The following is a 16,230-nucleotide window of genomic DNA, read 5'->3' as shown; positions in this document are numbered from 1 at the left end:
GTATTTAATTAAAACTCATTCAACATTTTAGAGATTTCGTCTAATTTTGGTGTTAAAATAATTTCAATTCTTCTGTTTTTTGCTTTTCCTTCATTGGTATCATTACTCAATAGCGGTGCAAACTCGCCACGACCTGCAGCCGTTAAATTTGATTTTTTTATTCCGTTGTTTTCAGCTAAAATATTCACAATTGCTGTAGCACGTTTAGTTGATAAATCCCAGTTGCTTTCAATTCCGCCACCGATATTTCCTAAAATTTTATCATTATCTGTATGACCTTCAATTAAAACCGTAATTTCTGGATTTTGGGCTAAAACTTTTCCAACTTCAACAACCGCTTTTCTACCTTCAGAACCAACAGCCCAACTTCCAGTTTGGAATAGCAGTTTGTTTTCCATAGAAACATAGACTTTTCCGTTTTTTTGTTCTACCGTTAAACCTTTGCCTTCAAAGGCGTTTAATGCTTTTGATAAAGTATCTTTTAATTTTTTCATCGCTGCATCTTTTGCTGCAATCATGCTTTCGAGTTCGTTTAATCGTTTGGTGTTTGACTCGAGTTCGTTTTTCAATTTGTTCAAACGATTTTGTTCGGCTGCCAATGCTTTTTCTTTAGCATCCAATTGCGCTAAGAGTTCACGATTTTTGTTCATGTTAGTCTCTAATGCGTCGTTGCTGTTTTTTTCCAAAGCATTGTAAGAATCTTGTAGCGTTTTTAGATTATTAGCTGTTGCAATACAATCGGTTTGCAATTTATCGCGTTCTGATTTCAATTTTGCTAACTCTGATTTTAAAGAGTCATTACTCACTTCAAGTTGACTTTTTAGTTTTTTCAACTCTTCGTTTTCATCGGCTAAATTGTGATTTTCTTTCTTTAAATCGGTGTATTTGTTTTCTAAATCATTGTAGATTTTTTTGGAAACACACGACGACATCGATAATAACACGAATGTCATCAAGACAATTTTTTTAATCATTTTTTTGTTTTTATAATTAGTAATTTGGGGTTTTAATCAATTTCAACCAAAACTGGACAATGGTCAGAATGCTTCGCTTCAGGCAAAATGACAGCTCTTTTTATTCTGTTTTTCATATTTTCTGTTGCTAAACAATAGTCAATTCGCCAACCTTTATTGTTTTCTCGTGCGTTTGCTCTATAACTCCACCAACTGTAATTATGAGGTTCTTTGTTGAAAAATCGAAACGTATCAATAAAGCCACTTTTTATGAATTTGTCAAGCCAAGCTCGTTCTTCGGGTAAAAATCCTGAAACCGTTTTATTTCTTACAGGATCGTGAATATCAATGGCTTCATGACAAATATTGTAATCACCACAAATAACTAGATTTGGAATTTCATTCTTCAAATTATCTATATAATTTTGAAAATCATCCATGTATTTGAATTTATGATCTAATCTATCAATATTGGTTCCCGATGGTAAGTACAAACTCATTATGGAAACATCATCAAAATCTACTCGGAGATTCCTTCCTTCGAAATCCATGTGAGGAATTTCAGTTCCAAAGACTATTTTTTTAGGTTCTGTTTTTGACAAAATTGCCACACCACTATAGCCTTTTTTTTGTGCTGAAAAATAGTATTGATAAGGATAACCAGCCAATTGGATTTCCAAAGTTGGGATTTGGTCTTCCATTGCTTTAATTTCCTGTAAACAAATCACATCCGGATTGGCTTGTTGTAACCAATCTAGAAATCCTTTTGTAATTGCGGCTCGAATTCCGTTAACGTTATAAGAAATTATCTTCATGGCATCAAATTTCTCTAAAAATAACCAAATACATTGCCAAGAGAAAGTAACTTTTTCAACAAACTTATCACCATAAAATTAAAATGTAATTCTAATAATTTACTGATGCTATTTAATAAGAATTAGTATCTTTGTTTTTCGCTCAAATCAATAAAACAATACATGGGTTTAGTTACTGCTAAAGAAGTTGCAAAAGCAATCAACGCTGAAAAATACGGAGTTTTCGGGACTTTTTGTGGTTGGCTACTTATGAAAGTACTCAAGATTTCTACGTTAAACAAAATCTACGATAGGAACAAACATCTGAGTGAATTAGAGTTTTTAAATGCTATTTTAGATGAATTTCAAATTAAATTTGAGATTCCTGAAGAAGATTTAAAACGTTTGCCCAAAGATGGAGCATATATAACTATTTCAAATCATCCGTTAGGCGGAATTGATGGTATTTTGTTATTGAAATTAATGCTCGAAAGAGAACCCAATTTTAAAATTATTGCTAATTTTCTTCTTCATCGCATTGAGCCGATGAAACCCTATATTATGCCAGTTAATCCTTTTGAAAATCATAAAGATGCTAAATCGAGTGTGATTGGAATTAAGGAAACGCTACGTCATTTGAGTGATGGAAAACCACTTGGAATGTTTCCAGCTGGCGAAGTTTCTACCTATAAAGATGGTAAACTAATGGTAGATAAACCTTGGGAAGAAGGCGCAATAAAAGTTATTCGAAAAGCACAAGTTCCAGTTGTTCCTATTTACTTTCATGCAAAAAACAGTCGATTATTTTATACACTTTCAAAAATAAACGATACACTTCGAACAGCAAAACTACCTTCTGAATTGTTAACACAGAAAGACCGTGTAATTAAAGTTAGAATTGGAAAACCAATTTCTGTTGCAGAACAAAACGAGCATAAAAGTATTGAAGAGTATTCCGAGTTTCTAAGAAGAAAAACCTATATGTTGGCTAATTCTTTTAATGATGAAGAAAGTAAATTGCTCAATACAACTAATTTAAATTTAAAACTACCTAAAGCGCCAAAACAAATTGTAAAACCTGCAAACCATCAAGAAATACTTCGTGAGATTGAAGAGTTAAAAGAAGGTGATTATCGATTAACGCAAAGTAAAAACTATCAGGTGTTCTTTGTTTCTGCGGATAAAATTCCAAATATTTTGCACGAAATTGGAAGACTTAGAGAAATTACTTTTAGAGAAGTTGGCGAAGGTACGAACGAGTCTATTGATATTGACCAGTATGATAAATATTATCATCACATGTTTCTTTGGGATGATGAAAATCAAGTAATTGCTGGTGCATACCGAATGGGATTGGGTTCAGAGATTTTTGCAAAATATGGAATAGAAGGATTTTATCTTCAGGATTTATTTCGATTTGAACCTGAATTGTACGATATGATGTCAAAATCTATCGAAATGGGTAGAGCTTTTATCATCAAAGAATACCAACAAAAACCAATGCCATTGTTTTTGCTTTGGAAAGGAATTGTTCATACTACTTTACGTCATCCAGAACATAATTATCTAATCGGTGGTGTAAGTATTAGCAATCAATTTACTGAATTTTCAAAATCATTGATGATTGAGTTTATGAAGTCTCATTATTATGATCCTTATGTGGCGCAATACATTCATCCGAAAAAAGAATTTAAAGTAAAATTAAAAGATGCTGACAAGGATTTTGTTTTCAATGAAACCGAAGCCGATTTAAATAAATTTGATAAAATTATTGATGAGGTTGAACCTGGAACATTACGCTTACCAGTTTTGATAAAAAAATACATCAAGCAAAACGCAAGAGTTGTTGCCTTTAATGTTGACCCAATGTTCAATAATGCCGTTGATGGACTAATGTATATTCGAATAGCAGACTTACCCGAAAGTACTGTGAAACCTGTTATGGAAGAATTTCAAGCCGAATTGGAACGAAAGGAAAAAAACTAAAATCCTAAGATTAGCTTTGCTATAGAAAAGTAAATCAAAATTCCACAAATATCATTACTAGTTGTGATAAATGGACCAGTTGCAAGCGCTGGATCAATTCCAAATTTATCTAAAAGTAAAGGAATTGATGTTCCTATTAATGATGCAATGATAATTACGGAAACCAAAGCAATAGTCACGATTATTCCAATTTTACTATCAACTCCCAACAAAAAGTGACTTCCTAAATAAAGCAAAGATGCTAGTATTAAACCATTAAGTAAACTTAGTGAAATCTCCTTTAATAGTCGATTTACAATAGTTCCGCTAATGCTATGATTAGCTAAACCTTGAACAATAATTGCCGAAGATTGTACGCCAACATTTCCTGCCATTGCAGCAATTAACGGAGTGAAGAAAAAGAGTGCTTTATGGAATTTCATTGCGTCTTGAAAACTTTCAAGTAAAGTAACACTGATAAAACCTCCAAAAAGAGCCAGAACTAACCAAGGTAAACGTGCTTTGGTTAATTGAAGAATGCTATCATCAGCTTCAACGTCTTGCGAGATACCAGCAGCCAACTGATAATCTTTGTCAGCTTCGTCCTTAATTACGTCAACGATATCATCAATGGTAATTCGACCAACTAGTCTTCCCATTTCATCAACAACAGGAATGGCTTCGAGGTCGTATTTTTGCATAATTCGAGCCACTTCAATATTGGAAGCATTTACACGAACAGAATCTACTTTTTTAATATAAACTTCACTAACTGGTGTTTTGGTAGATGTTGTCAATAAATCTTTAAGTGACAATCTTCCTTTCAATCGGTTTTCATCATCGACTACATAAATCGAATGAACTCTAGTAACGTTTTCAGCTTGAATACGCATTTCTTTTACGCAAGTCAAAACATTCCAGTTTTCGTTGACTTTTACCAACTCTTTTCCCATCAAACCACCAGCAGTATCTTCGTCATAGCGCAATAAATCAACAATGTCTTTGGCGTGTTCAACATCCTCAAGTTCTGAGATTACTTCTTCTTTTTTGCTTTCAGAAAGTTCGGCAATGATATCGGCAGCATCATCAGTATCGAGTTCATCAAGTTCTTCTGCAATTTCTTTTGCCGAAAGACCACGAAGGATTTTTTCACGAACATCGTCTTCTAACTCGGTCAGAATTTCGGCAGTAATTTCACTATCTAGAATTTTGAAAATATAAATAGCTTCTTCTGATTCTAGTTCGTCAAAAATTTCGGCAATATCAGCATGGTGCATATCATTCAACAAAACTTCTAACTCTTGGTCGTTTTTTTGATGAATTAATTGCTCAATTTGAACTAATAGTTCTTTGCTGATTTTAAACTGCATTGGCGGCTATTTTTTGAGTGAGTTCAATAAATTGTTCTACAGAAAGTTGTTCTGGTCTGAGGTCAAAGATAGTGTCTTCTTTTAAATTATCCGATAAGCTGAATGATTTTAAACTATTTCTTAACGTCTTTCTTCTTTGTTGAAATCCAATTTTCACTACTGAGAAAAATAATTTTTCGTCACACGGTAGTGCGTAATTTTCTTTTCTAATCATTCGCATAACGCCCGATTTTACTTTTGGCGGCGGATTAAATACTTCGGGTTCAACCGTGAATAAATACTCAACATCATAAAAAGCTTGTGCTAAAACGGATAGAATTCCATAAACTTTGCTTCCTTTTTTAGAACAAATTCTTTCGGCTACTTCTTTTTGAAACATCCCTGAAAACTCTGGCACTTGATTGCGCATTTCAAGGCATTTGAATACAATTTGAGTAGAAATATTATATGGAAAATTACCTATAATGGCAAAGGGTTTATCGTTGAAAACTTCGTTAATGTTATATTTTAAAAAGTCTTTAGAAATGACTTTTCCATTTAGTTTTGGATAATGAGAATTCAAATAGTCAACTGACTCAGTGTCGATTTCAATTACATAAGTTTCGAGTTCTTTCTCTAAAAGATATTTGGTCAAAACACCCATTCCTGGACCAATTTCCAAAACAGTTTCATAGCCGTTCAACGTTAGTGTGTCGGCAATTTGTTTGGCTATATTTTCATCGGTTAAAAAATGTTGCCCGAGGTGTTTTTTTGCTTTTACTTTTTCCATATTGTCTTTGCGAGGCACGAAGCAATCTCGCTTTATTTGTTAATTCTCGCGAAGGCGCAAAGAAATATTATATTTGATATTTTAAAACCAAGGCTTTTTCTTGTTGTCAATTACTTCATCTATCTGGTTTATATTCCACAATAAAAAACCATTTTTCCCTATTTTATAAACCCTATCTTTTTCAATATTATTTTCAATTATTGCCCATTTTATCCATTTTTTTATAGCAAATGACCAATATATCCAACTTAAAATACCTCCAACGATAACAGAAACTTTAAAACTTAAATCAGCATAAATTGTCAAACCAAATAAGCTAGAAAAAATAATTAGTATAGCTGGTAAATTAACTTTTAATTGCCCTTTTATAAAAATTTCATAATTGGAAAGTTGCTTTTTAGTTTCCATAGACTAATGCTCACTAATCAACTCCAATTCCGTTCTAAACGCCAGCATTTTTTCACCAAATAAACGATAACCTTCATCACGAAGTTTTGGCGCATCTTCCTCATAATACTTTTGTAATGTTTCTTTGCTATCCGTTGTATATTGAATAGAATAAGTCGTTCCACCCATTTCTTCTTCGATGAGTACTTTTACCATTCTTGCGGATGAAAATTTACCAGTGGCTAAAACATCATTGATGTGTTTTTCCTGCATCCATTGCATCCATTGGTCGTGAACGCTTTCGTGAATATTGATGGTTACGTTGTATAATATCATGAGAAATTTGATTGTTTTTTTGTAGTTTTTAAACTGCCAACTGTTACTGCTATCTGAACACTATAAATTATTGTCTCCACGAAGTTGTCGGTATTTTTTCCTTGCTTCAACGGAGTAAATACTGTCTTCATGATTTAAGATTACTTGTTCATAAAGCGGTTTGGCTTTTTCGTTGTCTTTTAAATTATCAGCATAGATTTCGGCAGAGAAAAAGAGCGCTTCATCAATATAAATTCCTTCTTTGTGGTTGGCAATTATAGCTTGATAACTTTCTAAAGCTTTTGCAAAATCGCCTAGTTTTTCATAAATCTTTCCAATTCTTAAAAGTGTTACTGCTTCTATTTCTTCGCCTTTGTGTTCTTTTAAAATCAATTGAAACTGTGCCAGCGATTCTGTTTTTTTATTCTGAAATAAAAGAAAGTCAGCGCGAGCAAATTTTTTCAAAGCAACTTGTAGTGAGTCTTCAACGGTGTTATCACTAATTAATAAAAACAAATCCAAAGCATCGTTGGCAATTAACTGAGTTGAAGCCGATTTTAATACTTTTAATTGATGTGTTGCCCATTCAAAATCAGTTTTGTAATAGCTTGTTTTGGCGGTTTTCAAATTGGCTTCTTGCCCAATAACATCTCCGCTTAATTCGTTTTCAATTTGTGAATAATAAAGTAACGCTTGGTTGAATTTTTCTTCAAAAAGGAGAATATCGCCCAATTCCATTTTGATTTCTGCCAATTGGTATTTGTTTAAATCCATTTCCATGGCACTTTTCAAAATAGCTTTTCCTTTCTCTGGATTTTTTTGCTGAAAAGCCATAAAATTTGCTTGCAATCGAAGTAATGGTAATGTAAAAGGACTTACTCCAAACTCTGTAATCAATTGGTCTAACTCTTGTGATATAATTGGATAGTCTTTTTCTAGAGCATTTTCAATTTTCATTTCCATCAAATAGGAATTGGCTTGAATTAGCAAATCCAAATCGTTAGTGTTTTCGATGACAAAGGTTAGAATTTCTTTTGCAGCTTCTTGGTCATTGTCTTCAATAGCCATTTGTCCTAAATTGATAATATTTGAAAACGATTCGGGATTTCTTTTATAAATAGCTTTTTGCTGAATAAATGCTTTGCCATATTCTTTTTGTTGAATAAATAACCAACTCAAAAAATCGTTCCAAAAAATATCTTGTGTTTTTTGTGCTCTAACTAACAATGCTTTTTTTAGCGTATCGTTGAAATTTTCATCGGCATCTTCGTTGATAAATCGAGACAATTGATTTTGAATCATCGGAAGATTTTGTGGGTTGTCATACGACTCTGCTAGATAGGTTTCTATCATCAAATCCGTATTTCCTTTTTGACCGTATAAAACCGCAATTTGAAAATTAAAATTTTGTCTTGGCTCAACTTCAATAGCTGTTTTGTAGGCAAGTAATGCATAATCAATCAATGATTTTCTTTCAAAAGTATAAGCTATTCCTGCGCCTTCATAACCATTTTTCTTGATTTTGTCAATGGCTTGATTGTAATATTTATTTGCTTTGTCTTGGTCTTTTTGTAGTTGGTAATTATAGCCTAATTCGATTAAAAGATTGTTTTGTTTGTATTTATCTAATCGCGCTTGTATTACTTTTTCAGCTTTATCAAATTGTTGCAACTGCTGATAACATTCTACAACACGTTGAAAATAAACAGAGTTTCCAACACTTGTTTTCAATAGCTCTTCATAGCTTACTAATGCTTTTTCAAATTCGCCGCGGTCAAAATAATTTTGCGCCAATTGTTCGTTTTGAGCAGAAGCCCAAAGGGAAAAGAAAAGAAAAATAAAAGCAATTGTTTTTTTCATGTGTTACTGTTAAAAGAACAATGTACTAAAGTAACACTTTTTGTGCCAAATTAGTACATCGTTTGCTAAAGATTAACTTTTTTAGTTAATGATATCGAAACCAGTGTATTTGCGTAATACTTCTGGGATTACAATTCCTTCTGGAGTTTGATAATTCTCTAAAATTCCAGCTAAAACTCTTGGCAACGCCAATGAACTTCCGTTTAAAGTATGTGCCAATTGTGTTTTACCGTCTTTTCCTTTGAAACGTAGTTTTAAACGATTGGCTTGGAAGGTTTCAAAGTTTGATACCGATGAAATTTCCAACCAACGATCTTGTGCTGTTGAAAACACTTCAAAATCATACGTCAATGCTGATGCAAAACTCATATCGCCACCACAAAGACGTAGAATTCTGTACGGTAATTTTAATTCGTCCAAGATAGATTTTACATGTTCCACCATTCCGTCTAATGCTTCATATGATTTATCAGGATGTTCAACACGAACGATTTCTACTTTGTCAAATTGATGCAAACGGTTCAATCCACGGACATGCGCACCATAACTTCCTGCTTCTCTACGGAAACAGGGTGTATAACCAGTACAAAGAATTGGCAATTCATTTTCTTGCAAAATTACATCACGGAATAAATTGGTCACAGGAACTTCGGCTGTTGGAATTAAGTATAAATCGTCGATACCAACATGATACATTTGTCCTTCTTTATCTGGCAATTGTCCTGTTCCATATCCTGATGCTTCGTTTACTAAATGTGGCACTTGTACTTCTTCATAACCCGCTTCAGTGTTTTTATCTAAGAAATAAGAAATCAGCGCCCGTTGCAATTTGGCACCTTTTCCTTTATAAACAGGAAATCCTGCACCAGCAATTTTTACACCTAATTCAAAATCGATGATGTCGTATTTTTTTACCAATTCCCAATGAGGTTGTGAACCTTCATGCAATACAGGAATTTCACCTGCTTGAAATACATTTAGGTTTTCTTCTGGAGTTTTTCCTTCGGGAACAATTTCAGCAGGAAGATTCGGCAACAAATACATTTTCTGCAAAAGTTCTGCTGCAAAAGAATCTGATTTTTCAGAAAGTTCTTTGCTAGTTTCTTTCAATTGTGCGGTTTTAAGCTTAAGAATATCTGCTTTAGCCTTTTCACCATTTTTCATCATTTCACCAATGGCTGATGAAAGTTTGTTGGCTTCCGCTAATGTATTATCGAGTGCAACTTGTGCGCTTCTTCTGTTTTCGTCTAGTTGGATTACGTCTTCTACAATTTGTTTGGCATCCATATGTTTTTTTGCCAAAGCAGTAATCACTTGTTCTTTATTCTCTCTGATGTAACTAATTTGTAACATGGCTTTTCTTTATAAGACCGCAAATTTAATCAAATGTTTGATATATTTTTTTTACTTATTTAAAAACTTATTTATCATTAACATCGTATGATTCAATACGATAATAAGTAAATTATACCTTGTTTAAGAAAAGAATACTTTTAGAATTATTATATTCGCAAAAAATTGCCCTATAACTATGAAGAATTGCTACATACTATTCTTTTTAATGAGTATTTCATCAGTATTTGCTCAGAAAAACATTTCAGAAGTTGACCAGATTGCCAATTTAGAAATGAAATCAGCAGCACGATTGATGGATTTTCAAGCCAATGTAAATACGTCTGATTATGATGTAACGTATCATAAATTAGAATTTACGGTCGATCCAGCAGAATATTTTATTTCGGGAAAAGTAACCACTACGTTCACCGCTTTAGCTGATATGAATTCGGTTACTTTTGATATGGCCAATGAACTAGTCGTTACTTCAGTTAAACAAGTAAATACTTCATTGAGTTTTTCAGAAAGTGGAAATAATGAATTAATCATCAATTTGCCTTCTACTTTAACTACAGGAAACAGTACTTCTGTAGAAATTACCTACTCTGGAATTCCACCCGTAAATGGTTTTGAATCTTTTGCTGCCGAAGAACACAATGGAATACCTGTTTTATGGACATTATCTCAACCTTATGGTGCACGAGATTGGTGGCCATGCAAACAAGATTTAAATGATAAAATAAGTTCGATAGATGTCTATATCACTGCGCCAAGTCAGTATGTAAGTGTTTCTAATGGTTTGGAACAATCGCAAACGAATAATAGCAATGGAACAAAAACGACACATTTTCATCATGGTTATCCAATTCCGGCTTATCTAATTGCTATCGCCACTACGAATTATCAAATTTATAATCAAACGGCAGGAACAGCGCCAAACACTTTTCCTGTCATAAATTATTTGTATCCTGAAACTTTTTCAAACTCAGTAAATTCTCTTGCGGTTACACTTCCAATTATGAATCTGTTTGAAACTTTGTTTGAACCTTATCCTTATCGAAATGAAAAGTATGGACATGCTCAATTTAACTGGAATGGCGGAATGGAGCACACAACGGTTTCTTTTATGGGTGGTTTTAGTCGTGGATTAATCGCTCATGAATTAGCACATCAATGGTTTGGGAATAAAGTAACTTGTGGTAGCTGGAAAGACATTTGGCTAAATGAAGGTTTCGCTACGTATTTATCAGCATTGGTTATTGAAAATTTAGATGGCGCTGCGGCTTTTGTAAACCATAAAGCAGCGGTTGTCGATTTTATTACCTCAGAGCCAGGAGGAAACTTGTACTTAACCGATTCCCAAATTAACAATGTCGGAAGAATTTTTAGCAGCCGATTGAGTTATAATAAAGGTGCGATGGTTTTAGAAATGTTGCGATTTAAAATGGGCGATGTTGCCTTTTTTCAAGCACTCAGAAATTATTTAGCAGATACCGAATTGGCTTTTGGCTATGCCGTTACAACTGATTTCAAAGAACACCTCGAAGATGTTTATGGACAAAGTTTAACCGAGTTTTTTAACGACTGGGTTTACAACCAAGGTTATCCTACTTACACTATCTCGGCTCAAAATTGGGGTGCAGGACAAGTTCGATTTGTAGTCAATCAAACCCAATCGAATCCATCGGTGAGCTTTTTTGAGATGCCAGTTCCAGTCAGAGTTTATGGTGCGAATGGCCAGCAATTGGATTTAGTTTTACAAAACACCACTAATGGACAAGTTTTTATAGAAAACGTTCCTTTTGCTATTATTGATTTTGATTTTGACCCAAAAGTTCATCTTATTTCTAGAAATTCAACTACTACCTTATCTAATGAAAACTTTCAATTAGAAGAAGCTATTGTTCTCTATCCAAATCCAGCTACAGCGATGTTACACGTTCAAAAACCAGCTACGGTTGAGGTACAAACTGTAACAATATTTAATGCTTTAGGACAAATGATGTTGAAAAGTAATTCTGTTGATTTGAATATTAATTCTTTATCCTCTGGAGTTTATTCCGTGATGATTACCACTTCGGAAGGGACTTTTCACAAAAAAATCATAAAAGAATAAGTGCAGACAAAATAATTTTAAAAAGCAAAGTTGAAAACCTTACTTTTGTCCACTTAAATTAAAATACAATTACATAATGATTCAAGTAGCGCAGATAATATTCATTCTTTCGGTATTAGTTATTTTACATGAATTTGGTCACTACATAACAGCAAAATGGTTCAAAGTACGCGTTGAAAAATTCTATCTTTTTATGGATGCTGGATTTTCGCTTTTCAAAAAGAAAATCGGAGATACCGAATGGGGAATAGGATGGTTACCTATTGGAGGCTATGTAAAACTATCAGGAATGATAGATGAAAGCATGGACACCGAACAAATGAACCAAGAACCTCAACCTTGGGAGTTTCGTTCAAAACCAGCTTGGCAACGTTTAATAATAATGTTAGGTGGAATAATAGTAAACGTACTTTTGGCTTGGTTTATCTATACCACAATGTACACTACAGTAGGTAAAAAATACATTTCTACCGAAGTACTTCAAGAAAAAGGATTGGCTTTTGGCGAAGTAGGACAAAAAGCAGGGTTCAAAAACGGTGATAAAATTGTTTCTGTTGATGGTGAGTTTCAAGAAAACTTCAACCGCATGGTGATGGACATTTTATTTAGTAGCGAAGTAATCGTTAACCGCAATGGACAGAACGTTACACTCAACCTAACCGACCAACAAATCAAAGAAATCCTAGATAAAGAAGGAAGAAATTTTATAGGTAGAAGAACTACATCTATTACAATTGATAGCATTTTACCAAATAAAGAAGCAAAAAAAGCAGGATTGAAAGTTGGAGACTCAATTTTAGCAATCAATGCGAAGAAGATTAATTTTTTTGATGAATTTATTTCAACTTTAAAGTCTCAAAAGCAAGACTCTGTTACGGTTACCGTATTTAGAGGTGCAGCTCAGAAAGACATTCGTGTTAAAGTAGATAAAAAAGGAGAATTAGGATTTAGAGTAAAACCTACCGTTAAAGAGGACTTCTTAATCACTAAAAAGATGGGGCTTTTTGAAGCGTTACCCGCTGCAATAAAAGAGTCTTGGTCTTTGTTAGTCTACAACGTAAAAAGCTTTAAACTCATCTTACGACCAGCAACAGGAGCTTATAAACAAGTAAAAAGCCCTATTGGAATAGCAAGACAATTGCCAGATGCTTGGGATTGGGAATTTATTTGGAATTTCACCGCACTGTTTTCTATAGGATTGGCGTTTATGAATTTATTACCTATACCAGGATTAGATGGTGGACATGCCTTGTTTACGACTGTAGAAATGATAACAGGCAAAAAATTAAACGATAAAGCAGCAGGTCATGTGCAAACCTTTGGGATGATTATTTTATTGACTTTGATGGCATTAACTTTTGGGAAAGATATTTATCAGTTAATTGCAGATAAATTTTTCTAAATTTTTAAAAATTTAATTTGGATATATAAAAATCCGTCTTATATTTGCAACCGCTTAAAAGATATACATCTTCCTCCTTAGCTCAGTTGGTTAGAGCATCTGACTGTTAATCAGAGGGTCCTTGGTTCGAGCCCAAGAGGGGGAGCAAAAATGAAAAACCAGTCAATCGACTGGTTTTTTTATTTTATATATTTTAGTATATCTTATTTAACGCATTCAATTTTTGTAAACTTTGATTTAATGTTGAAATCAGGTCTTTTTTGAAATTAGGAGAAGATAAACTATTAACTTAGTTTTGTATATTTATCTTCAATAACTGATTAAGTTTTTGTAATGCAAAATATTATCGAATTACCACCATTCTATATAAGTCTTCACAGGCCATACAATCAACCATTAAAAACAACAAGATGGGTTTGTGAATTTTTAAATTCTAAAAAAGAAAATGTAAAATCATCGGAATTAAATATAAATTTCCACCTTTATTTAATAAATAAACTTCACAAACTTTATTCAAAAAACACTCCAATAGATTATAATGGTTTAAATAGTAAGTTGGCTATAGACTCTGTTTTTGAGCACCTTTCAGATCTCTCGAAAAAGCAAAAAATAAAATTGATTCTAGATATTGTAAGGAATGAAAGGAATGAAGGTGTTGAAAGGCAGATATATTCAACCTATAAAGCAGCATCTTATTATGTAAATTTTGCTAAAGAAAAATTACAGCTAATAGATAGTAAAAGCAAGTTAACAAAATATGGAACGGAGTTAGTTAATTTGAAGACTCGCGGTAGCCTTTTTGATTTAAGTTCTAGTGAAAAGCTATTTTATTTTAATAGATTAGTTCAGAATGATTTTCTTTTATTGATATCTTTCTGCTTGTTTAATAAGCTTGAATATAAATATAAACTTAAAGATATCGGAGGTAATCATTATGATTTCTTAGATAAATCTTTTGGAATAAGACATTTTAATTATACAAAAACAAGTTTGGATAATTATAATACTGTACGGGGACATTGGATTAATTCATTAGGAGTTTTAGATAAAAGGAATAAAATCCGAAAAAAATATATGGATGTTATTTTTCAAAATCCCCAATTAAAAACTTGGTATAATGAGATTAACATTAAATTAGATGCTTACGAAAGTGATAATTTTAAAAACAAACAAAATTATTCTAATTTAAAAAAGAAATTTGAAGACAATTACAAAAACAGTTTATCAGAGAAAAAAGATGTTTTAGGCTTTGTTAATCTATATGATTTAAAAGATGGAATAAAGATTTCACACGCAAATTTTGAGATTTTCCTAAATTTATTTTATGAAAGAGAAAAAAGCTCAAAGCATATTTTTTTTAGTAATATTGTTTCATCTATAGATAGGAGGCAACGATTTGTCGTCAGAGGAGTTTCAGTTTTAAAAATTAAATTTAAAAGCAATGCAAATAAATAATTTTGGAGAAAAGCTAACTCCTAAGGATTCAACTAAAGAAAATCTAAAAAAAGATATTTCAGAAGGTAAAGTTCCCGAGCTACCATATTTTATAATTGGTCAAACCAACTTAAAGGCTCATATTGTTCAAAAGCTAGAGCAAATAGATGGAGATAGGATGCAGACAAGCTTATTTGTTGCTCCATATGGAAATGGTAAAACAAATATTTTGAAATATACAAAATTGTTTTTTGATGGAAATCCGTCAGTAAATGTTATTTATTCTAGAGCTAATGTAGATTTGCCAGATATTGTATTGTTTTTACTTAAAGAAATTCAAGATCAGTATACAGATTTTTTAATTCAAAGTATTCTAGAAACAAGAGATGATATAAATTTAGAAGACTTAACCTCAAATTTTGAAGATAACTTTAAAGCAATTGAACCATATACAAGAAAACTGTTTGATAAAGGAAATGATGAGGATGCTATAAAGCGTCTAATTTACTTAGGTACAGGTAGATTGTATAATAAGACTGAGTTTAAGCATTTTGATTTAGAACAGCTCACAAATTTTAACAGGAGAGAGGTTTTAGTTTTATTTTTAAATATCCTATCTGTAAAAGAAAAATATATAATTTTTGAAATTGACGAGGTAGAAAAATTTCTTGATAGATCAGTTTTAAGATTAAATCAATTTTTAACTACTTATAGAGAATTATTTGACTTATTTAGTTTTATAAAAGGTCATTATCTCATAACTTGTTTCACGGATGCAAAGACTGATAAATTTAATTTCAGAAATATTAACGATGCATTTTATTCTCGAATAGAACCACATATCCAGGAACTTCCTAACATAAATACAAAGGAAGAAATCAAGACGCTTTTAAAAAACTTAAACGAATTGTTTGAAACTGGAGTAAGTGCAGGAGATATCGATAAATATGTTAGGATTTTAGTAGCAAAAAAATACAATCAGAATAGAAACTTATTTCGCCATGCTACAGAACTACTAAAATCTGAACAGGAAACTATACTTCTTGATAAAAATTTGGCTGATAGAGGACTAACTGAAATATTTGATGAGACTAAGAGGAATCTTGAGTTAGAAGGGCTTTTTAAATCAATAAATCAAAAATTCTTTGATCCTTTAGAAACGTATCTTGAAGGAAACTATATGCTTGAAAATGAAAGCAAAATAGATAGAAGAGATTATCAAGCGTTTATTGATAACTCGAATAAAAAAATTCATTATTTTATTTTAAATGTCGAAACTTCAATTGAAACGATAAACTCTAAAATAGAAGACCTAGTTTTAAAATATGAAATGCCAATAGTAATTTATGCGCCTATCAAACTTGAATTGCAGAATAGTTCTGTTTCAATGCCAATGGGGTTTGAATTTGAAATTGTTGACTTTGATCCAGAAGAGCTTTTCGTTCTTTTAAATATTTATAGAGATAACTTTGAACTACAAGATGAAATAACTGAAGTTATTGGTTCATATACTAATAATAATCTCTAACA

13 protein-coding genes and 1 tRNA gene are annotated in these 16,230 nt (G+C 32.3%); 6 read left to right on the top strand and 8 right to left on the bottom strand.

All coding sequences use genetic code 11. The features are described from left to right. Positions 1 to 8 precede the first annotated feature (8 nt). Positions 9 to 974: an OmpA family protein gene (locus BC748_RS10080; protein ID WP_133533363.1), complete on the bottom strand. Its 966-nt coding sequence runs from the start codon at positions 972 to 974 to the stop codon at positions 9 to 11. Positions 975 to 1,006: 32 nt separating this feature from the next. Continuing rightward, complete coding sequence (locus tag BC748_RS10075; protein ID WP_133533362.1) at positions 1,007 to 1,768, bottom strand: exodeoxyribonuclease III; 762 nt, start codon at positions 1,766 to 1,768, stop codon at positions 1,007 to 1,009. A 162-nt stretch (positions 1,769 to 1,930) separates the two neighbouring features. Here BC748_RS10075 and BC748_RS10070 point away from each other — a divergent pair, with 162 nt between their 5' ends. Next, positions 1,931 to 3,733, top strand: a complete 1,803-nt coding sequence (locus BC748_RS10070; protein WP_133533361.1) for a GNAT family N-acyltransferase — start codon at positions 1,931 to 1,933, stop codon at positions 3,731 to 3,733. On the opposite strand, the gene mgtE is transcribed toward BC748_RS10070, so the two are convergent. From mgtE to serS, 6 genes are all read right to left on the bottom strand, one after another. Further along, on the bottom strand, positions 3,730 to 5,082 hold the full coding sequence (mgtE, locus tag BC748_RS10065) for a magnesium transporter (protein WP_133533360.1): 1,353 nt from the start codon (positions 5,080 to 5,082) through the stop codon (positions 3,730 to 3,732). The two genes, BC748_RS10070 and mgtE, sit on opposite strands and share 4 nt — an antisense overlap. Beyond that, a complete protein-coding gene (gene rsmA, locus BC748_RS10060) occupies positions 5,072 to 5,851 on the bottom strand; it encodes a 16S rRNA (adenine(1518)-N(6)/adenine(1519)-N(6))-dimethyltransferase RsmA (RefSeq protein ID WP_133533359.1) in 780 nt (259 codons plus the stop codon). The genes mgtE and rsmA overlap by 11 nt, the downstream gene beginning before the upstream one ends. 81 nt (positions 5,852 to 5,932) lie before the next feature. Next, positions 5,933 to 6,259, bottom strand: coding sequence for a hypothetical protein (locus tag BC748_RS10055; protein ID WP_133533358.1), 327 nt, complete (start codon positions 6,257 to 6,259; stop codon positions 5,933 to 5,935). 3 nt (positions 6,260 to 6,262) lie between these two features. Then, entirely contained in the window at positions 6,263 to 6,574 is a 312-nt protein-coding gene (locus tag BC748_RS10050) for a DUF4286 family protein (protein WP_133533357.1), read from the bottom strand. A 60-nt stretch (positions 6,575 to 6,634) separates the two neighbouring features. Beyond that, a complete protein-coding gene (locus tag BC748_RS10045; protein WP_133533356.1) occupies positions 6,635 to 8,413 on the bottom strand; it encodes a tetratricopeptide repeat protein in 1,779 nt (592 codons plus the stop codon). An 81-nt stretch (positions 8,414 to 8,494) separates the two neighbouring features. Further along, positions 8,495 to 9,766 (bottom strand): serine--tRNA ligase, encoded by a 1,272-nt coding sequence (gene serS, locus BC748_RS10040; RefSeq protein ID WP_133533355.1) that lies wholly within the window; start codon positions 9,764 to 9,766, stop codon positions 8,495 to 8,497. A gap of 178 nt (positions 9,767 to 9,944) precedes the next feature. Between serS and BC748_RS10035 the strand changes: the two genes are divergently transcribed. The 5 genes from BC748_RS10035 (at position 9,945) to BC748_RS10015 (ending at position 16,228) form a co-directional block, all read left to right on the top strand. After that, entirely contained in the window at positions 9,945 to 11,864 is a 1,920-nt protein-coding gene (locus BC748_RS10035) for a M1 family metallopeptidase (RefSeq protein ID WP_133533354.1), read from the top strand. A 76-nt stretch (positions 11,865 to 11,940) separates the two neighbouring features. Continuing rightward, positions 11,941 to 13,266 (top strand): RIP metalloprotease RseP, encoded by a 1,326-nt coding sequence (gene rseP / locus BC748_RS10030; protein WP_133533353.1) that lies wholly within the window; start codon positions 11,941 to 11,943, stop codon positions 13,264 to 13,266. A 71-nt stretch (positions 13,267 to 13,337) separates the two neighbouring features. Continuing rightward, positions 13,338 to 13,411: transfer RNA gene (locus BC748_RS10025), tRNA-Asn, on the top strand. Positions 13,412 to 13,599: 188 nt separating this feature from the next. Then, a complete protein-coding gene (locus BC748_RS10020) occupies positions 13,600 to 14,721 on the top strand; it encodes a hypothetical protein (RefSeq protein ID WP_133533352.1) in 1,122 nt (373 codons plus the stop codon). After that, complete coding sequence (locus BC748_RS10015) at positions 14,708 to 16,228, top strand: hypothetical protein (protein WP_133533351.1); 1,521 nt, start codon at positions 14,708 to 14,710, stop codon at positions 16,226 to 16,228. The genes BC748_RS10020 and BC748_RS10015 overlap by 14 nt, the downstream gene beginning before the upstream one ends. Positions 16,229 to 16,230: the final 2 nt, after the last annotated feature.

This window comes from Flavobacterium dankookense (assembly GCF_004362665.1).
Taxonomy (GTDB): Bacteria; Bacteroidota; Bacteroidia; order Flavobacteriales; family Flavobacteriaceae; genus Flavobacterium; species Flavobacterium dankookense.
Note: the sequence above shows the minus strand (reverse complement) of the source record. Positions and strands in the feature narration are given on the sequence as shown.